The 20,130-nt window shown below is 60.6% G+C and carries 22 protein-coding genes; 19 read left to right on the top strand and 3 right to left on the bottom strand.

Annotation, left to right across the window (positions count from 1 at the left end; translation table 11 throughout):
* Positions 1–11: 11 nt before the first annotated feature.
* Positions 12–1,412 carry a selenium-binding protein SBP56-related protein gene (locus AC2FML_RS02265; protein ID WP_170363508.1) on the bottom strand — a complete coding sequence of 467 codons (1,401 nt, stop codon included), beginning with the start codon at positions 1,410–1,412 and terminating at the stop codon, positions 12–14.
* Positions 1,413–1,539: 127 nt separating this feature from the next.
* Positions 1,540–2,271: a FadR/GntR family transcriptional regulator gene (locus AC2FML_RS02270; RefSeq protein WP_170339285.1), complete on the bottom strand. Its 732-nt coding sequence runs from the start codon at positions 2,269–2,271 to the stop codon at positions 1,540–1,542.
* 85 nt (positions 2,272–2,356) lie between these two features.
* Between AC2FML_RS02270 and AC2FML_RS02275 the strand changes: the two genes are divergently transcribed.
* The 18 genes from AC2FML_RS02275 (at position 2,357) to AC2FML_RS02360 (ending at position 18,546) form a co-directional block, all read left to right on the top strand.
* Positions 2,357–3,148 (top strand): DUF2182 domain-containing protein, encoded by a 792-nt coding sequence (locus tag AC2FML_RS02275; RefSeq protein ID WP_496781801.1) that lies wholly within the window; start codon positions 2,357–2,359, stop codon positions 3,146–3,148.
* A gap of 4 nt (positions 3,149–3,152) precedes the next feature.
* Complete coding sequence (locus AC2FML_RS02280; protein ID WP_093962001.1) at positions 3,153–3,857, top strand: DUF1326 domain-containing protein; 705 nt, start codon at positions 3,153–3,155, stop codon at positions 3,855–3,857.
* Positions 3,857–4,384, top strand: coding sequence for a DinB family protein (locus AC2FML_RS02285; RefSeq protein WP_496733294.1), 528 nt, complete (start codon positions 3,857–3,859; stop codon positions 4,382–4,384). The genes AC2FML_RS02280 and AC2FML_RS02285 overlap by 1 nt, the downstream gene beginning before the upstream one ends.
* Entirely contained in the window at positions 4,385–5,488 is a 1,104-nt protein-coding gene (locus tag AC2FML_RS02290) for a dimethylsulfoniopropionate demethylase (protein WP_496781803.1), read from the top strand.
* Between the two features lie 88 nt (positions 5,489–5,576).
* Positions 5,577–6,572 (top strand): acryloyl-CoA reductase, encoded by a 996-nt coding sequence (gene acuI, locus AC2FML_RS02295; protein ID WP_496781805.1) that lies wholly within the window; start codon positions 5,577–5,579, stop codon positions 6,570–6,572.
* A gap of 183 nt (positions 6,573–6,755) precedes the next feature.
* Complete coding sequence (gene frr / locus AC2FML_RS02300; protein ID WP_170338696.1) at positions 6,756–7,319, top strand: ribosome recycling factor; 564 nt, start codon at positions 6,756–6,758, stop codon at positions 7,317–7,319.
* A 9-nt stretch (positions 7,320–7,328) separates the two neighbouring features.
* Positions 7,329–8,060 carry a polyprenyl diphosphate synthase gene (gene uppS / locus AC2FML_RS02305; protein ID WP_170357748.1) on the top strand — a complete coding sequence of 244 codons (732 nt, stop codon included), beginning with the start codon at positions 7,329–7,331 and terminating at the stop codon, positions 8,058–8,060.
* Positions 8,057–8,839 carry a phosphatidate cytidylyltransferase gene (locus AC2FML_RS02310; protein ID WP_170338692.1) on the top strand — a complete coding sequence of 261 codons (783 nt, stop codon included), beginning with the start codon at positions 8,057–8,059 and terminating at the stop codon, positions 8,837–8,839. The genes uppS and AC2FML_RS02310 overlap by 4 nt, the downstream gene beginning before the upstream one ends.
* Positions 8,839–10,011 (top strand): 1-deoxy-D-xylulose-5-phosphate reductoisomerase, encoded by a 1,173-nt coding sequence (gene dxr, locus AC2FML_RS02315; protein WP_170432747.1) that lies wholly within the window; start codon positions 8,839–8,841, stop codon positions 10,009–10,011. The genes AC2FML_RS02310 and dxr overlap by 1 nt, the downstream gene beginning before the upstream one ends.
* A gap of 4 nt (positions 10,012–10,015) precedes the next feature.
* Complete coding sequence (gene rseP, locus AC2FML_RS02320; RefSeq protein WP_496781807.1) at positions 10,016–11,368, top strand: RIP metalloprotease RseP; 1,353 nt, start codon at positions 10,016–10,018, stop codon at positions 11,366–11,368.
* A gap of 103 nt (positions 11,369–11,471) precedes the next feature.
* Positions 11,472–11,600 carry a hypothetical protein gene (locus AC2FML_RS02325; RefSeq protein WP_254920122.1) on the top strand — a complete coding sequence of 43 codons (129 nt, stop codon included), beginning with the start codon at positions 11,472–11,474 and terminating at the stop codon, positions 11,598–11,600.
* Between the two features lie 127 nt (positions 11,601–11,727).
* Positions 11,728–14,088: an outer membrane protein assembly factor BamA gene (bamA, locus tag AC2FML_RS02330; protein WP_170363502.1), complete on the top strand. Its 2,361-nt coding sequence runs from the start codon at positions 11,728–11,730 to the stop codon at positions 14,086–14,088.
* 71 nt (positions 14,089–14,159) lie between these two features.
* On the top strand, positions 14,160–14,678 hold the full coding sequence (locus AC2FML_RS02335; RefSeq protein ID WP_367646449.1) for an OmpH/Skp family outer membrane protein: 519 nt from the start codon (positions 14,160–14,162) through the stop codon (positions 14,676–14,678).
* Between the two features lie 72 nt (positions 14,679–14,750).
* Complete coding sequence (gene fabZ / locus AC2FML_RS02340; protein ID WP_170339263.1) at positions 14,751–15,224, top strand: 3-hydroxyacyl-ACP dehydratase FabZ; 474 nt, start codon at positions 14,751–14,753, stop codon at positions 15,222–15,224.
* The gene (lpxA, locus tag AC2FML_RS02345) at positions 15,221–16,006 is read left to right on the top strand and encodes an acyl-ACP--UDP-N-acetylglucosamine O-acyltransferase (protein ID WP_496781809.1); all 786 of its coding nucleotides are present in this window, start codon (positions 15,221–15,223) and stop codon (positions 16,004–16,006) included. Before fabZ ends, lpxA begins: the two co-directional genes overlap by 4 nt.
* A gap of 4 nt (positions 16,007–16,010) precedes the next feature.
* Positions 16,011–16,805 (top strand): LpxI family protein, encoded by a 795-nt coding sequence (locus AC2FML_RS02350; RefSeq protein ID WP_170390048.1) that lies wholly within the window; start codon positions 16,011–16,013, stop codon positions 16,803–16,805.
* On the top strand, positions 16,805–17,962 hold the full coding sequence (gene lpxB / locus AC2FML_RS02355) for a lipid-A-disaccharide synthase (RefSeq protein WP_496781811.1): 1,158 nt from the start codon (positions 16,805–16,807) through the stop codon (positions 17,960–17,962). Before AC2FML_RS02350 ends, lpxB begins: the two co-directional genes overlap by 1 nt.
* Complete coding sequence (locus AC2FML_RS02360; RefSeq protein WP_174819989.1) at positions 17,962–18,546, top strand: hypothetical protein; 585 nt, start codon at positions 17,962–17,964, stop codon at positions 18,544–18,546. Before lpxB ends, AC2FML_RS02360 begins: the two co-directional genes overlap by 1 nt.
* Here AC2FML_RS02360 and mnmA read toward each other — a convergent pair.
* Positions 18,540–19,685 carry a tRNA 2-thiouridine(34) synthase MnmA gene (gene mnmA / locus AC2FML_RS02365; RefSeq protein WP_170390053.1) on the bottom strand — a complete coding sequence of 382 codons (1,146 nt, stop codon included), beginning with the start codon at positions 19,683–19,685 and terminating at the stop codon, positions 18,540–18,542. The two genes, AC2FML_RS02360 and mnmA, sit on opposite strands and share 7 nt — an antisense overlap.
* Before the next feature lie 130 nt (positions 19,686–19,815).
* On the opposite strand from mnmA, the gene sciP reads away from it, so the two are divergent.
* Entirely contained in the window at positions 19,816–20,124 is a 309-nt protein-coding gene (gene sciP, locus AC2FML_RS02370; protein ID WP_170592693.1) for a CtrA inhibitor SciP, read from the top strand.
* The last annotated feature ends 6 nt before the right edge of the window (positions 20,125–20,130 follow it).

Consider the following 20,130-nt stretch of genomic DNA (forward strand, 5'->3'; position numbering starts at 1 on the left):
AGACGTTCAATTCAGACCGAAGGGTAGCAGAAACTGTCGGTGGAGCAGTCTCCTCCCTCAAGCCGGATCTGGTGGCTGCGATACCCTTTCGGGAAGTCCACCCAGAAATCCTTGTCCAGTGTCAGGCCGCCTTTTTCGCCTACATCTGCCTTGACCATCGCAGCGCCGCGATCGCCGGGATAGAATTGGTCATCCCATGTGGAATAGAGCGAATTGGTCCAATAGACGCGTTTGCCGTCACGGCTGATCTCGACCATCTGCGGGCCATAACCAAAGTCCTTGCCGTTGGGATGCTTGGTTTTCTTGACGATTCCGCCGATCTCGACCTTGCCGGCCAGCTTGGGCTTCATCGGGTCCGAGACATCGTATTGGTGCATTTCACCGGTGCCCCAGCACGCGACATACAGGTATTTGTCGTCCAAGCTCAGGTCGATGTCGGTCACCAGAGGCGGCACCGCCGAGAACCCTTTGAGCAGATCGGGAAGATCATCCGGATCAGCGGGTTGCGGGTCGATCGTGATGGTCTTCTTGGCCTCGAAACTGCCATCCTTGTTGCGCCACCAGGTAAAGATTGCGCCCTGAAGATTGGTGGTGTCGACCACCACACCGCAGAACCCGTATTGCTTGACCGGGTCATGCGCCGGCCGGATTTCCAGCGCCATCTGGTGGTTCTCGCCCAAATCGATGGTCTGGATGTTGGTGCGGTCGCGCAGGTTCCAGAAATGGATCCGGTGGCCATATTTGTTCGACAGAAGATCTTCGGCCACGATCCCGTTTTCGAATTGCGGGGGCAGACCCCATTCGGAACTGACCATGTAGTCACGCGGCAGGTTCCACCAGAAATCATAGTGCTTGTCCTGCACGCCGCGCTCGATCTCGTAACGCCCGATGATGTCGAAGGTCTCGCAATCCATGATGAAGATGCCCGGAGGTCCATCGGTGCCATCCGGCCCGCCACCGCCCAAGGTGCTGACATAGATGCCTTCGGGTCCGCAATGGATCGTGTGGGGGCGGGAATATCCGGTCTTTGCAAAGACTTCTTCGGGTTCGATGATCTTGTGAATTTTGGCCTTCAGCGGCTCTTTCACGTCAATCACGTAGATCCGGCTGGAACGGATACCGGGGATGATCAGGTACCGGCGCTCAAGAAAAGCGTGGCCGGTCAGCGGAGACAGGGCCGAAGAACAGGCGTTCCATCCGAAATGGTGAAACTCGTCGCCCTTGTTGGGCATCATCACCTTGTGAACGATCTTTCCGTAATCGCCCGAAGTTGGGTCGACATTCACAACCGCCAAGCCATCGGGCTGCGAAAAATCGGGGCTGAGCATCAGCGTGAAGGCCAAGGTTTCGGGCGGGGCCTCCATGGCCATCTTGGCGGATGGATAGAATGTTGGATCCGGTCTTTTGTTCATAACGTCCTCCCGTAAGTCATTGAAAATCAATTTTATTGAGAGTGCCGGTCTTCCCGCCGGATGATGGTCTGCCTGCTCGAGTGTCCTTTCCGTTGATGTGATGCGTCAAGAAGAATTCAGAGTGTCTTCAGGCCGGTTTCCGCCGACGTTCGGCCACATCATGGGCCAGGCGGCGGGTGTAGGTTTCCAACTCGACCAGCGCGGCGTCGACGGTCTCGGCGTCCTGCGCCTCCAGCGCGTCGGCGATCTTGCTGTGCAGGCGGATGATCTCCTCGCGCGAGCGGGCGGTGAAGGTGATCATGTTCATCAGGGGCTGCATCGCCTCGACGGCTCCGGCCAGTTGATAGGACAGGACAGGGTTGCCCGCGCCATCGACCAGTGCCCGGTGAAAAGCCACGTCCGAGGCGCAGAAGGCCTCATCCGTCAGACCGGGCTGCGCCTGACGGAAGATTTCCGCGCGCATGGTGGCCAATTGATCGGCGGTGCGCCGCTGGGCCGACAGGCGCGCGCAGGCACGTTCCAACGCATAGCGGGCCTCGCAAGCGGTGTCGAAGCTGACCTCGTTCATCGACAGCAACAGCGTCGAAGTCGTGATCTGCTGAGAATAGGCGTCCTGGAAACTCAGCCGGTTGACGAAGGCACCCCCCGTCGCGCCGCGCTGGGTACGGATCAGCGATTGCGCCGCCAGCCGTTTCAGCGCCTCGCGCACGGTGGGGCGCGACACCTGGAACTGGTCCGCAAGCTCGGATTCCGAGGGCAGGCGCTCGTCCACGATCAGCTCTCCTGATACGATGGCATCGCGGATGGCCTGGGCGATCTGCGCGGACAGGTCGGTGCTTTTCTGGGGATCGATTTTCATCTTCTGCAGGCCGCCGTGAAAAATTTATTTGTCTGACATTTAAAAGTCTGACATTTGAAAAGCAAGCACCGAGTCGGGAGGGAACATGAGTCGGGCACTTCTACGCAGTGGTTTGTGGCTGGGCTTTTTCGTCCTGATCCTGTGGGCCTGGTGGGTGATGTACACCATGAGCCGCGACATGGGCGTCGATTGGATTGGCCGACCCGGGCCAATGGCCGAGGCGATGCGTGCGATGGATCCCCGCATGGACATGTACATGCCGATGGCCGAGTTCGGCCCGCTGTTCGTGATGTGGGCGATCATGATGGCCGCGATGATGCTTCCGACGTTGGTTCCGACACTGAAAAGCTATGAGGATTTGATCCAGAGCGCCAATGGAACAAGGCTTGGGTGGGTCGGCGTTCTGTTGGGCTATTTCGTAGTCTGGGCCGGGTTCGCCGCGTTGATCACAGGTGTTCAGCTGGCTTTGCTGTTCGGGGGCGTGATCGACATGCTGGGCATTGCCAAGTCTCCGCTTTTTGCCGCCGGTCTTCTGATTGCCGTCGGTGCCTTTCAATTCACGCGCGCCAAGGAGGTGTGCCACGGGGTGTGTCATGCACCCATGACCTATTTCCTTGGACACTGGCGCACCGGCTTCTCTGGCGGTCTGCGCATGGGGCTGGGGCTGGGCGCCTTTTGTGTCGGCTGCTGCTGGGGGTTCATGGCGCTTGGCTTTGTCGGAGGCGTGATGAGCCTGCTGTGGATGGGTTTGGCGACCCTGTTCATGGTGTTGGAGAAATTGCCCCAGATCGGTCATGTTCTGACACGGCCGCTGGGTTTCGCTTTGATTTCAGGTGGCCTTGGGCTACTGATCTACCCAATTGCATACGGAGGATAAGCCGATGGCAAAAAACAGAAAACCCGATGCCGACAAGCTGCCGGTCAGTCAGCGAATTGACAGCCGGATGCCAAATCCCAAGCGCCGCGAGATGAGCCCGACGGACTGGGCCATCAAGGGTGAGCTTATCCTGAACTGCTCCTGCGACGTGTTCTGCCCCTGCGTGGTTTCGCTGGGGGCGCACCCTCCGACCGAAGGGCATTGTCATGCGTGGATGGGTGTGATCATCGACGAGGGACACTATGAAGGTGAGGACCTGTCGGGTCTGAACGTTGGTCTGCTGGTAGATATTCCCGGCCGGATGGGCGAAGGCCAGTGGAAGGTCGCCGCGTACGTGGATGAGCGCGCAAGTGGCAAGGCGTACAACGGCCTGTTGCAGATTTTCAGCGGGCAGGCCGGTGGCACCACTGGGCTGTTCACGATGCTGGTGAGTGAAATCATCGGGGCCGAGCGTGCTCCGGTGCAGATCGAGCGCGACGGCAACAAACGCCGCATCGTCATCGGCCGCAAGATCCAGGGTGAGATCGAGATGCTGGCAGGCAAAGATCCCGAGCATCCGGTCATGGTTTCGAATTCCAAGTATTGGATGGGTCCGGACATCATCGTGGCGCGTGGCACCAAGTCGAAGGTGCGCGACTATGGTCGTGTCTGGGATTTCGGCGGCAAATCGGCCGAAATCTGCCCGATCGACTGGCACGGACCCAAGTGATGATCACCGGCGCCTATGCTCGGCAGATGGCCCGCTATAACCACTGGCAGAACAGCCAGTTGGCGGGCTTTCTTCAAGAGCTTTCGACCGAGGAATTGACCCGGGAACGCGGTGCATTTTTCGGGTCGATCCTGGGGACTGCCAACCATCTGCTGTGGGGCGACTGGATCTGGATGTCCCGGTTCGACAAAGGGCCGGGGCCTGAAAGCAATCCGCACCGCAAGGGCGGCGGTATTCACGAAAGCGTCCACTTGTGTCCGGATCTGGCGCACTGGCTGCCGCTGCGCGAGACCATCGATGCGCGGATCGATGCTTGGGTTGAAACTCTGGGCGACGAGCCAATCTCGGGTCCGTTCACCTGGTATTCCGCGGCAAAAGAAGAAGACATTACATTACCTTACGCCGTGTGCGTGATGCATTTTTTCAATCATCAAACGCATCACCGGGGACAAATCCACAAAATGCTGACCGAGGCCGGGTCTGAGGCTCCGGTCAGTGATCTCGTTTTCTTGCCCGAGGAGGTCTAAGTGCCACAGATTTCTTTGTCGCGCCGGCTGCGGCGCACGCCGTTCTCCGACGGGGTCGAGGCGGCCGGTGTCAAAGGTTATACCGTGTACAACCGGATGTTGCTGCCGACAGTTTTTGAAAGCGTCGAGGCCGACTATCGGCATCTCAAGACCCATGTGCAGGTCTGGGATGTGTCTTGCGAGCGGCAGGTCGAACTGCGCGGCCCGGATGCGGCGCGGCTGATGCAGATGCTGACACCGCGCGACCTGCGCGGCATGTTGCCGGGCCAGTGCTACTATGTGCCGATCGTGGACGAAACCGGCGGAATGTTGAACGACCCCGTGGCAGTGAAACTGGCGGATGACCGCTGGTGGATTTCGATCGCAGACAGTGATTTGCTGTTGTGGGTCAAAGGCTTGGCCAACGGATATCGACTGGATGTTCTGGTGGACGAGCCGGACGTGTCGCCCTTGGCGGTGCAGGGACCCAAGGCGGATGACCTGATGGCGCGGGTCTTTGGCGACCGGGTGCGCGATATCCGCTTCTTCAAGTTCGACATGTTCCAGTTCGAGGGGCGTGATCTGGCGATTGCGCGGTCGGGTTATTCCAAACAGGGCGGGTTCGAGATCTATGTCGAAGGCAGCGACATCGGCATGCCCTTGTGGAATGCGCTGTTTGACGCCGGAGAGGACCTGCAGGTTCGGGCGGGCTGCCCCAATCTGATCGAGCGGATCGAAGGCGGGTTGCTGTCTTACGGCAACGACATGACCGACGACAACACGCCCCATGAATGCGGGTTGGGCAAGTTCTGCAATACGCATACGGCCATTGGCTGCATCGGGCGGGATGCGCTGTTGCGGGTGGCCAAAGAAGGGCCGGTTCAGCAAATCCGCCCGATCGCGATTGAGGGAGACGCGGTGCCGCCCTGTGATCGGCCGTGGCCGGTCTATGGCGATGGCAAACGCGTGGGCCAGGTGACCTCAGCCACCTGGTCGCCGGATTTTCAAACCAACGTGTCGATCGGTATGCTGCGGCTGAGCCACTGGGATCCGGGAACGCAGGTCGAAGTCGAAACGCCGTCTGGAATGCGGACTGCAATCGTGCAGAACAAGTTCTGGATTTGAGCCGGGAAGGGCGCGCGAGACGCGCCCGGGAAGCATATGGGCCAGATGACAGATCGGTCGGGCCACGGTCAATGAAAGGAATTGGAATATGTTCAACGCTTTGGTGATGGAAAAGGACGAGGAAAGCGGACTGGCCAGCCCGGTGATCAAGCAGATCTCGGAAGATGACTTGCCGCATGGTGAAGTGCGTGTGGCCGTCGAGTTCTCGACCGTCAACTACAAGGATGGTTTGTGCATGTCGCCCAAGGGCGGCGGTTTGGTGCGGAGTTACCCGCATGTGCCAGGGATCGACTATGCCGGAACTGTCGAGGAATCCTCGGACAACAGGTACAAGCCCGGTGACAAAGTGGTGTTGACAGGTTGGCGCGTGGGTGAGGCGCATTGGGGCGGATACGCCCAGAAGGCCAGCGCGCTGGCCGACTGGCTCGTCCCTCTGCCCGAGGGGTTGAGCACGCGCCGGGCCATGGCCGTGGGAACTGCCGGTTTTACCGCGATGCTGGCGGTGATGGCGCTGGAAGATCACGGTCTGACGCCCGACCGCGGGCCGGTTCTGGTAACCGGTGCAGCCGGGGGCGTCGGCTCGGTTGCCACGGCGATTTTGGCCAATCTGGGATACGAAGTTGCGGCAGTGACCGGGCGGCCTGAAACCGAAGGCTATCTGAAGGCGCTTGGTGCGACGTCGATCGTGCCGCGTGACGAGTTGAACGAAACCACCAAACGTCCGCTGGAAAGCGAAACCTGGGCTGGCTGCGTTGATGCCGTCGGGGGCGCAATGCTGGCGCGCGTTCTGGGTCAGATGAAGTATGGCGCCTCAGTGGCAGCGGTCGGTCTGGCCGGTGGCGCGGGCTTGCCGGCGACCGTCATTCCGTTCCTGCTGCGCGGAGTCAACCTGTTGGGTATCGACAGCGTGATGCAGCCGTTCGACAACCGACTGCGGGCCTGGCAGCGGGTGGCTTCGGATCTGCCGATGGACAAGCTGGAAGCGATGATTCAGCCGGCCACTCTGAATGATCTTCCGAAGCTGGGTGCCGACATCCTCAACGGTCAGGTCAAGGGACGCGTGGTCGTTGACCTGAACGCCTGAGCCTTAGTTTTTTCTGTTCCAGACCGGCCCGCCACAGGGCTGGTCTTTTTTGTCCGGGGGATCGGTTTTTTCGCGGAAACAACTCTGGTCATTGCCACATTTCCCGACCATGATTGCTATACATCCCAGGTGCGATGGCGTAAGAGCCATTCCAACATCACCTGAAGACGGGGAGTGAGCAGCATGTCTGACGATTTTGAACTGGACACCGATGATCTGAAACGCCGCATGGATGGCGCGATGGCCAACCTCAGAACCGAATTCGCGTCGCTGCGCACCGGGCGTGCGTCGGCTTCGATGCTCGAGCCGGTTATGGTGGATGCGTATGGGTCGATGACACCGATTAACCAGGTCGGCACTGTAAACGTTCCCGAGCCGCGCATGGTCACCGTGAATGTTTGGGACAAGTCTTTGGTCGGCAAAGTGGAAAAGGCGATCCGGGAAAGCGGACTGGGCATCAACCCGCAGCTGAACGGAACGATCATCATGCTGCCTATCCCCGAGCTGAACGAAGAGCGCCGCCGCGAGCTGGGCAAAGTGGCCGGGCAATACGCCGAACACGCCCGCGTTGCCATTCGCAACGTGCGCCGCGATGGCATGGATCAGATCAAGAAAGCCAAGGCCGACGGCCTGTCGGAAGACGATCAGAAGTTCTGGGAAACCGAGGTTCAGGAACTGACCGACCAGATGATCAAGGCCGTAGATGCGGCCCTTGAGGCCAAGCAGGCCGAAATCATGCAGGTTTGAGCGCAAGCCATGCCCGCTGATCCCCAAAACGAGCCCCCCTGTGGACCGCGTCACGTGGCCATCATCATGGATGGCAACGGTAGGTGGGCCCAGGCGCGCGGCCGGCCACGGCTGTACGGGCATCACGCCGGTGCCCGTCGGGTGCGCGAAGTGGTCGAAGCCTGCCCGGGGCTGGGGATCAAGTACCTGACGATTTTTGCCTTCTCGACGGAAAACTGGAAACGGACCCAGGTCGAGGTTGCCGGTTTGATGAGCCTGTTCAAGCGCTACATCATCAAGGAAACCCGAACCCTGGCCCAAAACGGTATCCGTGTCCGATTCATCGGCGACAGGGTGCGGCTGGATGCCAAACTGATCGAGTTGATGGACACGCTGGAGCGCGAGACGTCCGACAATGACCTTGTCCACCTGACCGTCGCTCTCAATTATGGTGGTCGGGACGAAGTGGCCCGGGCAACCAAGCGGCTGGCGCGGGACGTTGCCGCAGGCAACCTGCGGCCAGAAGATGTCGACGAGGAAACGCTGCCCAGATATCTGGACACGCGCGTCCTGCCTGACCCCGATTTGGTCATTCGCACCAGCGGCGAGGCGCGGATATCGAATTTCCTTCTCTGGCAATCCGCTTACTCGGAATACGAATTCATCGACACGCTCTGGCCCGACTTCACCGCGGCCGAGCTGGAACGGCTGTGCAAGAGCTTCGGGTCGCGCGAACGCCGGTTCGGAGCAGTTCCGGCATGACGGACGGCCGATGGTCCGACCTCACCACCCGGGTGTTGTCTGCCCTGGTACTGGTCGCTATTGGAGCGGTCGAGGTTTGGCTGGGCGGACTATGGTTCGAGACATTTGTTGCCGCAGCGTGCGGTCTGATGACCTGGGAACTGGTTCGCATGATCGATTCCGATCGGATGGGCGTCGCGGTTCAGTTGGGAATCCTGACCGGCGTTGCCGTCATGCTCAGCTATCATGTTCCGCCGCTCTACAAACTGCCCTTTCTGATCGCGCCCGCACTGGTCGGGGCAGGGCAGGTCTCGCACTCACGCGGGATCTACGTGCTGTTTGCCATGTGGATTGCCTGTGCGGGTTACGGGTTTATCCAGATCCGCGAGACGATGGGGTTTGGCTGGATGGTCTGGTTGATCCTGGTCGTCGTTGCCACGGACGTAGCTGGGTACTTCGTGGGAAAGACGTTCGGTGGCCCGAAGTTCTGGCCGCGGGTCAGCCCCAAGAAAACCTGGTCGGGCACGGCGGGCGGCTGGGTGGCAGCCGCGCTGGTGGGCGCAGCCGTTGCCGCGTATGCCGGGTTTGGCTATCGGTTTGTTTTGGTTTCGGTCCTGGCCTCGATGGCCAGCCAGGCCGGTGATATCGTGGAAAGCGCCGTCAAGCGGCGGTTCGGGGTCAAAGACAGCTCGAACCTGGTGCCAGGACATGGCGGTTTTCTGGATCGATTTGACGGCATGATGGGTGCATCGCTGATGGTTCTGATCGCGTCGCTGGTCTATTCGCCCGGGGAAATCTGATGCGAAAGGTTTCGATATTCGGCGCGACCGGATCGATTGGCCAGAATACGATCGATCTGATTGCTCGGGCCCCGGAGGATTACAAGGTGGTCGCCGTCACCGGCGGGGCGAATGTCCGGCAGTTGGCGCAGGACGCCCGCCGGCTGGGCGCTGAAGTGGCAGTAACCGCCTTTGACCAGCATCTGGATGATCTTCGCGATGCATTGTCCGGCACAGGGATCGAGGCCGCCGCGGGCACAACCGCGCTGATCGAAGCGGCCGCTCGCCCAGCAGACTGGGTCATGTCCGCCATTGTTGGCTCGGCCGGTTTGGCGCCGGGGCTTGAGGCTTTGAAGCAAGGCGCGACCCTGGCCTTGGCAAACAAGGAAACTCTGGTGTGTGCTGGCCCGCTCGTTCTGGAAACCGCGGAACGCCACGGCGCGCGTCTGCTGCCTGTCGACAGCGAGCATTCGGCGGTCTTTCAGGCGCTTGTGGGTGAAGACATGGATGCGGTCGAGCGCATCATCATCACTGCCAGCGGCGGCGCCTTTCGCGACTGGCCGGTCGAGAAGCTGGCCGGCGCTACGGTCGAGCAAGCTTCGAGCCACCCCAATTGGGACATGGGACAGCGGATAACGATCGACAGCGCCTCGATGTTCAACAAGGCGCTGGAAGTAATCGAGACCAAAGAGTTTTTCGGGATCAACCCTGACCGGATCGAGGTTGTGGTTCACCCGGAATCCATCGTGCATGCTCTGGTCGGATTTCGCGATGGCGCAGTGATGGCGCATTTGGGCGCGCCTGATATGCGGCATGCGATCGGCTATGCACTGCATTGGCCCGAAAGGCGCGACCTGCCGGTGCCGCGCCTGGACCTGGCCAAGCTGGGTCAGCTGCGTTTTCGTGATCCGGACCCGGCGCGTTACCCGGCCCTGCGGCTGGCCCGCGAGGTCATGGAACGCGGTGGCCTGTCAGGCGCGATCTTCAACGCTGCCAAGGAGCGTGCGTTGGATCATTTCATCGGTCAACGCATCGGCTTTCTGGACATGACCGACGCCGTGGCCGCCGTTCTGGACCGTTTCGACGATGCAGGCGGCCTTATTGATGCCCCTTTGACCCTTGATAACGTCCTGAAAACGGACCATCTGGCACGTCAATGGGTGGATGACGCCGTACTACGAAGAGCAGGATAGAATTTTGGACATACTCTCGCTGATCCCGCAATTTGGTGGGCTGGTCTATACGATTGCCGCATTCGTCGTGGCGCTGTCCGTCATCGTGGCGGTGCATGAATACGGGCACTACATCGTTGGCCGCTGGTCCGGGATCCATGCCGAGGTGTTCTCGTTGGGGTTTGGTCCGGTGCTTTGGAGCAGAATGGACAAACGCGGCACCAAATGGCAGATCGCTCTGCTGCCTTTTGGCGGTTACGTGAAATTCCTGGGCGATGCCAATGCGGCCTCGGGCAAGGACACCGAGACGATGGCCGAAATCACCACGCAGAGCCCCGAAGAATTGCGTCGGACGATGCATGGCGCACCGCTTTGGGCGCGGACTGCCACGGTTGCAGCCGGGCCGGTCTTCAATTTCGTTCTGTCGATCCTTGTCTTCGGTTTGATCTTCTGGTCGCAAGGCGTGACCCGCGAGCCACTGACGGTCGGATCGCTGAAACCTCTGCCGGGCACCGTGCAGGAGCTTCAGGAGGGGGACGAAATCGTTGCGATCGCTGGCATCCCCACGCCTGATTTCGATCAGGAGGGGGCCTGGACCGAGTTTACCGAAGCGCTGCCGGTGCAGCCGGTTCTCGAATACACTGTCATCCGCGACGGCCAGACCCTCGACGTGTCGGCTCCGTGGCTGTTCCCGCCCTTGATCCAGCAGGTCGCCCCGCGCAGTGCTGCGATGGATATCCAGTTGCAGGCGGGCGACGTCATCACCTCGGTTGATGGCGAACCGATTTTTGCCTTCGAACAGCTTAAGGAAAAGGTCGAAAGCTCGGACGGAAAGGTGCTTCTGCTGGACGTCTGGCGCGACGGCGCCGAGTTGGAATTTGCACTGGCGCCGCGTCGCACGGATGAACCGCAGGCGGACGGCGGCTTCAAAACCGAATGGCGGATTGGAATCGTCGGCGGCATGATGCTGGTGCCAGCGACTGAACCCGCGGGCCTCGTTGAATCGCTGCATGGCGGTGTCATCCAGACCGGCCGCATCATCGAGGGGTCGCTGTCCGGCATATGGCACATAGTCACCGGTGCGATCAGCACCTGCAACATGTCCGGACCCATAGGTATCGCGGAAACCTCAGGTGCGATGGCGAGCCAAGGGGCGCAGAGCTTCATCTTCTTCATCGCGGTTCTGTCCACTGCTGTAGGCTTGCTGAACCTGTTCCCAATCCCGGCATTGGACGGGGGCCACCTTGTTTTCTACGCCTACGAAGCCGTCGCAGGGAAACCGCCCAGCGACCGAGCTTTGCAACTGTTGATGGCGGTGGGCATCACGTTGATTCTCAGCCTCATGATCTTCTCGGTAAGCAACGACCTGTTCTGCTGATTGTGGCGGCATTGACGCGTTACGGTCGCAAAATTGCCTCAATTCAAACCTAGTTTGTTTGGTGTAATTTTACCGAGACGTGCAATCAAGCGGGCTGTAACCAATGACAAAGGCATTGCGAAATTCCTATCGGGGCTTCAGCTTCCTGTTTGTATTGAACTGGGACGCGTTGCTGAGCTTTGGGCTGACCGCTTTGGCACTGGCAGGCGCCGCATATCTGGCCGGTATGTGATTCCCCATACCCAGCTGAACGACTCGAGCGCGACCGATCCGGTCGCGTTTTTCGTTTGTGCTTTTGACAAGGCCCACCAGAGCGGCTACTCAACTTCTAAAGTCCGAAATTCTAGGTAGAGACAAAAATGGCTTACAGGAGAGGCGCGGGCACATCCTGCGGTACTGCGCAACCGCACGGCAACATTTTGTGGCGGGCACTAACGATTTTTTTCCTCTTTGCGGCAATGAGTTTTACGGCGGTGCCGCAAGCCGCCCAGGCCCAGACCTACACGATTTCGTCGTTCGATGTTCAGGGCAACCGTCGCATTGAGACGTCCACCATCATCGCCCGGACAGGAATCACACCCGGTCAGACAGTCACTGCGGGCCAGTTGAATGACGCCTACCAGCGTTTGCTTGACAGTGGTGTTTTTGAGACAGTCGAATTGACCCCGCGCGGGAACACTCTGGTGATCGAGGTCGCCGAGTATCCGACGATCAACAAGATCAGCATCGAGGGCAATCGCCGCGTCAAGGACGACGTGTTGATCCAGGCAATCTCGTCGCAGCCACGCCGGGTGTTCACGCCGCAGGTTGCAGAGTCCGACGCTGACAAGATCGCCGAAATCTACTCGGCGCAAGGCCGCGTATCGGCCACTGTCATTCCGCGGATCATCCGCCGTAGCGACAACCGGGTGGACCTGGTTTTTGAAGTGGCGGAAGGCACCACGATTGAGATCGAGCGCGTCAGCTTTGTTGGAAACCGTGCATATTCCGACCGTCGTCTGCGCCGTGTCCTTGAATCCAAGCAGGCCAACATCCTGCGTACCTTCCTGCGCGGTGACACGTTCATTGCCGACCGCATCGAATTCGACAAACAGGTTCTGCGTGATTTCTACCTGTCGCGCGGCTATGTCGATTTTCGGATCAACAGCGCCAATGTCGAGTTCACGCGTGAGCGCGACGCCTTCTATCTGGTGATGAACATCACCGAAGGTCAGAAATTCTCGTTCGGCAACATCTCGACGGTCAGCGAAATCCCGGGCGTTGATGCGGCCGAGTATCAGAAGGCCCTCAAGATCAAACCTGGTGTTACGTATTCGCCAACTCTGATTGAGAATTCGATCGCTCGGCAGGAGCGTCTTGGCCTGAAGCAGGGCGTCGACTTTCTGCGCGTTGAGCCGCGTGTGACCCGCAACGACCGTGACCTGACGCTGGACGTTCAGTTCGTGCTGACCAGAGGCCCGCGCATTTTCGTCGAACGGATCGACATCGAGGGCAACACGACCACTCTGGACCGGGTCATCCGGCGCCAGTTCGACACGGTCGAGGGTGACCCCTTCAACCCGCGCGAAATCCGGCAGAGTGCCGAACGTATCCGGGCCTTGGGTTTCTTCTCGGTCGCGGATGTGGAAACTCGCGAAGGGTCCAGCCCCAGCCAGGTGATCGTGGACGTGGATGTCCAGGAGCAGCCGACCGGTTCGCTGGCGTTGGGCGGCAGCTACTCGGTTTCCGACGGTTTCGGGATCGCCATCCGGCTTGAGGAACGGAACTTCCTCGGGCGCGGACAGGAATTTGGCCTGACGCTGTCGACTGCGCAGGACTCTGAGCAGTACGTCATCAACTTTGCCGAACCGTACCTTTTGGGCCGGAAACTGCGTTTCGATCTGGGCTTTGGCCTTTCAAGGACCAATTCCAGCTTTGCCAGCTATGACACCAAGAGCGTGTTCATCAATCCGCAGCTCAGCTATGCGATTGGCGAACTGTCCTCGTTGCGGCTGCGTTACAACTGGAACAAGTCCGAGATGTCGCAGCAGGATGACGAGGTCAACGGGGCAGTCATCGCGTCGGAAATCGCGCAAGGCAAGCGTTCGACAAGCTCGCTGGGGCTGGCCTATGTCTATGACAGCCGGCTGGGCGGCCTGAACCCGAATGCAGGTGTTCTGTTCGAGGTCGGCGTGGACGCGGCTGGCCTTGGTGGCGACAACAAGTACTTCAAGACCTCGACCCGGGCGATTGCCCAGACAAAGGTTCTGAACGAGGAAATGACGCTGCGTGCGTCCTTCGAGGCCGGCGCGCTCCATTGGCAAGGTGACGACTTCAGTCGGGCAATTGACCGTTATGTTCTGGGTCCGACAACGTTCCGCGGCTTCGAGCCGGCCGGTATCGGCCCTCGTGACCTGTCGAACGGGCAGGATGATGCGATCGGCGGCAACTACTACTGGGTCGCCCGGTTCGAGTCGGACTTCCCGTTGGGTCTGCCCGAGGAACTTGGGCTGCGCGGCGGTGTCTTCTATGACATCGGCAACCTGTACAACATCAACAATGTTGATACGACAGGTGCCAATATCGTCGGCGCAGACGGCTCGATCCGTCAGGTCATCGGCGTCTCGCTGCTATGGGATACGCCGTTCGGTCCGCTGCGGTTCAACTTCTCGCAGGCCGTGAAGAAGGAAGACTTCGACAAAGAGCAGAACTTCGACTTTACCATTCAGGCACGGTTCTGACGTCCATGGTCAAAGCGATATCGAAGTTTGTACAGGGCCCGTCACGGGCCCTGTGTGTTTTGATCTTCCTGGTGGTGTCGCTCCCAGTGGCCGCCCAGCAGTTGGGTGTACCGCAATCCGGCGTGCTGACCATCTCAAGCGACCGGATCTTTACCGAGTCAGCATTCGGGCGACGGGTTTTTGATGAGATCGAAGCAGAAAGTGCTGCGCTGGCCGCTGAAAATGAACGCATCGTTGCCGAGCTGAGCCGCGAGGAAAAAGAGCTGACGGAAAAGCGGGAAGTGTTGAGCCCTGAGGAGTTCCGCCCGCTTGCAGAAGCCTTCGACCGAAAGGTTCAGTCTCACCGCGAGGGGCAACGCGCGAAACTGGATGCTCTGGCCCGCCGCAGTGACGAGGCGCGCAATCAGTTCTTTGAGCTGGCCCAGCCCGTGCTCATCGACCTGCTGCGTGAAACTGGCGCGTCGCTGATCATCGAACGATCCAACGTATTTCTCAGCTCGGACGCCTCGGATGTTACGGCCATCGCCATCCGCAAGATCGACGCGGCCATCGGCGACGGATCGCAGCTGGAAGAGGGCGACAAGCCATAGCGTGGCTTGCCCTTGGGTACGGGTATTGCTAACCACGCGTGAACGAGACCTCGAGAACAGGACATCCTGAAAATGACCACGGAAACCAAGAGCGCCGACATTCAGCTGATCCAGCGGATCCTGCCGCATCGCTATCCGTTCCTGCTGGTTGACAAGGTGGAAGAGATTGACGGCTATCAGTCGGCGGTTGGTATCAAGAACGTCACCATGAACGAGCCGCATTTCCAGGGCCATTTCCCCGGAACGCCGATCATGCCCGGCGTGACCATCGTCGAAGCGATGGCGCAAACCGCAGGTGTTATGCTGGGCGTCGGCATGGATGTCATCGACAGCGAGCTGCTGATCTATTTCATGAATATCGACAAATGCAAATTCCGACGCAAAGTGGTGCCGGGTGACGTGCTGAAAATGCATGTCGAAACCGTGCGCGGCAAGAAGGGCGGCAAGATCTTCAAGTTCAGCGGCCGTGCGACCGTTGACGGAGAAGTGGCGGCCGAGGCCGAGTTCTCGGCCTACGTCGATTGGGATATGGAAAAAACAGCATGAGCCGAATTCATCCCAGCGCGATCATCGAAGACGGCGCTCAGATCGGCCAGGACTGCGTAATCGGCCCGTTCTGCCATGTGGGGTCACAGGTGCGTTTGGGCGACCGCGTCGAATTGAAGTCGCATGTGGTTGTCACAGGGGAGACCTCGATCGGTGACGACTGCGTCATCTTCAACTTTTCGGTGATTGGAGAAATCCCGCAGGACCTCAAGTTCGGGGGCGAAAACACGCGGCTGGAAATTGGCAAGCGAAACCGCATCAGGGAACACGTTACGGTCAATACCGGCACCGAGGGTGGCGGCGGCGTCACTCGCATCGGCGATGACTGCCTACTGATGGCCGGGGTCCATGTGGCCCATGACGTGCAGATCGGCAACCGGGTGATCATGGTGAACCATTCCGGCGCCGCCGGCCACTGCATCATCGAGGATGACGTGATCATCGGCGGCATTTCCGGATTGCATCAATGGGTGCGCGTGGGCCGCGGCGCCATCATCGGTGCGCTGACCATGGTGCCCAACGATGTCATCCCTTACGGCCTGGTTCAGGCCTCGCGCGGCGAATTGGAGGGGCTGAACCTTGTCGGCCTGAAACGCCGCGGCGTTTCCCGCGCGGACATTTCGGCGCTGCGTGCGGCCTTTCGCGAGCTGTCCGAAGGCGAGGGCACCTTTATGGACCGCGCCAAGCGTCTGGGCGACAGCACAGACAGCGACTATGTGCGTCAGATCGTGGAATTCGTGACGGGCGAAAGCGATCGTTCGTTCCTGACACCAAGGAAATAGGATCATGCTGGCTCTGATCGCGGGAACAGGGGTTTTGCCGGACGAACTGGTTGCGCACCTGCCGGAACGCCCCTTGGTTTGCGCGATGGAGGGATTTCAGCCCGACACTCTGACGCCAGACGTGACCTTCCCGCTGGAGCAGTTGGGCAGTTTTGTCGCCGAGCTCAAAGCGCGCGGCGTCACAGATGTATGCCTCGCAGGTGCGGTCCGCAGGCCAGACATAAACCCCGCCCGGATTGACGCGCAGACCATGCCCTTGGTTCCGATCATCCAGCAGGCGCTGGTGTCGGGTGACGACGGAGCCCTGCGGGCGGTGATCGGCATTTTGGAGGGCGCCGGACTGCGCGTGCGGGCCGCACACGAGATCGCTCCGGACCTGTTGCCTCCTCTCGGGTGTCTGACCCAGGCACAGCCGACCGAGGCGGAACTGGGCGATGCGAACCGGGCCGTGGGTGTCCTGCGTGCCATGGGGGCAGCGGATATCGGACAGGCTTGCGTTGTTCACAAAAGCCAAGTTCTGGTTGTCGAAGGGGCCTTCGGCACGACCTGGATGCTGCAATCTCTGGCCGCTCGCCCTGATGCGGGCGGTGGTATTCTGTTCAAGGGCCCCAAGCCGGGCCAAGACCGACGGGCCGATCTGCCTGCCATCGGCCCCGACACCGTATCCAGCGCCGTTGCGGCCGGTTTGTCCGGCATCGTCATCGAAAAGGGTGGGGTGATCGTGTTGGACCGGCCCCAAGTGATCGCGGAATGCGACCGCCTGGGCCTGTTCCTGCATGTGCACGAGCGGGCCGTCTGATGCGTGTCTTTCTGGTCGCCGGTGAGCCGTCGGGCGACCGTCTGGGCGGTGCGCTGATGGAGGGGTTGAAGACCCTTGTTCCGAACATCGAATTCGACGGGGTCGGCGGGCCGCTGATGCAGGCCCAGGGTCTGGTCAGCCGCTTTCCGATGTCCGAACTCAGCGTGATGGGCCTGGTCGAGGTTCTGCCCAAGTTCTTTCACCTCAAGCGCCGCATCGCCGAAACCGCGCAGGCCATTCTGGACACCCAGCCCGACGTTCTGATCACCATCGACAGTCCCGACTTTTCGCTGCGCGTGGCCAAGCAGGTCAAGGCGCGCAGCAACATACGCACCGTGCACTATGTCGCGCCCAGCGTGTGGGCCTGGCGCCCTGGGCGGGCCGACAAGATGGCCAAGGTCATCGACCATGTTCTGGCCCTGCTGCCGTTCGAGCCGCCCTATATGGAAAACGCCGGAATGGAGTGCGATTTCGTGGGCCACCCGGTGGCCAGCGAGCCGGTTGCAACCGACGCGCAGATCGCGCAGTTCCGCGCCGATCACGGGCTGGGCGACGCGCCGATCCTGCTGGCGTTGCCCGGCTCGCGCCGGGGCGAGGTCGATCGGCTGGCGCCGGTATTCGGAGCGGCGCTTGACCTGTACCTGAAAGACCGCCCCGACATGCGGGTGGTGGTTCCGGCGGTCGCGCATGTGGCCGATACCGTAGCTGCCCATGTCCGGTCCTGGCCGGGTCAGCCGGTCGTGGTGGACCCGCGCAACATCGATACGGATCACGCGGTTGCCAGCAAGCGTGCGGCCTTTGCCGCCGCCGAGATCGCCCTGGCCGCGTCCGGCACGGTCTCATTGGAGCTGGCGGCCCAGTCCACGCCGATGGTGATTGCCTACAAGCTTACCTGGCTGACCCAGAAGATCGCCGAGCGCATGGTCAAGCTGGATACGGTCACGCTGGTCAACCTGGTGTCCGAAACCCGGACAGTGCCGGAATGCCTGCTGGATGACTGCACGCCTGAAGCCATTTCCGCCGCGCTTGCTTCCGTGTCGGCCGCGCCGGACGCGCAGGAACAGGCCATGGCCGTCACGATGGAGCGTCTCGGCCGCGGTGGCGAAGCGCCCGGCCTTCGGGCCGCGCGCGCGGTGTTGGAGCGGATGACGCCGTGATGCTGGACTATGTGGTCTTTGCGGCCTCGGCCTTCATGGCGCAGGTGCTGACCAATCTCGACAACCTCATGGCGCTGGTCGCCCTAATGATCGTAACCGGCCCGCAACGCGCGGTTCTCGGGTTTCTGCTGGCACAGGGGCTGGTGATCGGCGCGGCTTTCCTGCTGGCGCTGGGGGTCGAAGATGTTGTTCCGCACTGGGCCGGCTACCTCGGAGGCATCCCTCTGGCCTTGGGGCTTTTTGGGGCCGCTCGACAGCTTCGCGGAACAAATGCGCAGGACGCGCCCGCAGTGCCGGGCAGCGCCTCGGCGCTTGTGACAATGTTGTTGTTCACAAGCCTTTCGATGGACACGTTTGCGGTCCTCGCCCCCTTGCTGGCGGACTCGACCCCCGATTTCCGGCTGGCAGGTGTGCTTGGGGCAGGACTAGCAGCGCTCTCCCTTGCGATCGTGGGGCTGATCGGCGGGCGCGCCCAGATCATGACGGGGCGCCTGGCGCAACGGCTGGAGTACCTCGTGCCTTATGTCATGGTCTGCGCCGGGCTTTATATCCTCAGCAATTCATGGACCGACGCGGTTCAGTAACCGCGCCAGATCCAGCCGCCGCCAAAGATCCGGCTGCCCCCGGTTTCATAGAACACGCAGGCCTGCCCGGGCGAGACGCCTTCTTCGGGCGTCAACAATTCGACCTCGGCGGTGGTGTCGGTCAGCGGACGTATGATCGCCTCGCGCGGGGGGCGGGTCGAGCGGACCTTGACCGAAACATGCCATTCTTTCTGCGAGGTGAAGGGCTCATCGCCCAGCCAGTTGATCTCGCGCACGGGAATGGTGCGGGTGGCCAGCAGTTCCTTTGGGCCGACGACGACCTGTTTGCGATCCACGTCCAGCTTGACGACATAGAGCGGCTCACTGAGCCCGCCGATGCCAAGACCGCGTCGCTGGCCGATCGTGTAGTGGATTACGCCGTCGTGCTGGCCCAGAACGCGACCGTCGGCGTGAACGATCTCGCCCGGTTCGGCCGCGCCGGGGCGCAGTTTCTCGATCACGCTGGCATAGTTGCCGTTGGGCACGAAGCAGATGTCCTGGCTGTCGGGCTTATCGGCTACGCTCAGCCCGTATTGCGCGGCCATCTCGCGGGTCGCGTCCTTGGACGGCAGATGCCCCAGCGGGAAGCGCAGGAATTCCAACTGCTCGGGCGTGGTTGAGAACAGGAAATAGGACTGGTCGCGGTTGGCATCCTCGGCGCAGTGCAATTCGGGGCCATTGGGACCCATTTTGCGCTGGATGTAATGGCCGGTCGCCATGCAGTCGGCCTCGAGATCCTTGGCGGTTTCCAACAGGTCCTTGAACTTGACGCGCTCGTTGCAGCGGATGCAGGGCACCGGAGTCGCGCCGGCCAGATAGCTGTCGGCGAACTCGTCGATCACGGCGTCCTTGAAGATGTTTTCATAATCCAGAACGTAGTGTGGAAAACCGCGCTCCTCGGCCACGCGACGGGCGTCGTGGATGTCGATCCCGGCACAGCACGCACCCTTCTTGGCCAGCGCCGCCCCGTGGTCATACAGCTGCAGGGTTACGCCAACAACGTCATAACCCTGATCCGCCAGATACGCCGCCACGACCGAGCTGTCGACACCGCCCGACATGGCGACGACCACCCGCGTTTCCGACGGGGGTTTGGCAAAGCCAAGCGAGTTCAGAGGGGTCTCGGTGTCGAGGGCCATGGGCTGTTCCAGTCCGGGTTAAGAAAGACCGGCAGAATATAGGAAAATTCTACGCACTCTCAAGGGGCGGTTTCACCGCGCATTAAGTAGACTGCCGTCAGCTTTGTGGCACCAGAAAAAGGGTCGAAAGATGTATTTGCACAAAGTTGAGGGACCAAGGTCAGTTACCCTGCCGGATGGGTCTGTTTTGTCCCGAGCGGATTTGCCGCCTGCGGATACGAAACGCTGGGTCGCATCAAGAAAGGCCATTGTCGTTCGAGGCGTGCTTTACGGATTGATCTCCTTGTCGGACGCCAAGAAACGATACGGCCTGAGTGACGAAGAGTTCAACACATGGGTGTCTGCAGTCGCCGAACACGGAATCGAGGCCTTGAAAGTGACGGCGCTAAAAAAATATAGACAACCTAAAGGCGAAAGCGAACAAATGATTCAACGGTAACGTCAG

This window comes from Ruegeria sp. BHSC029, assembly GCF_059613085.1.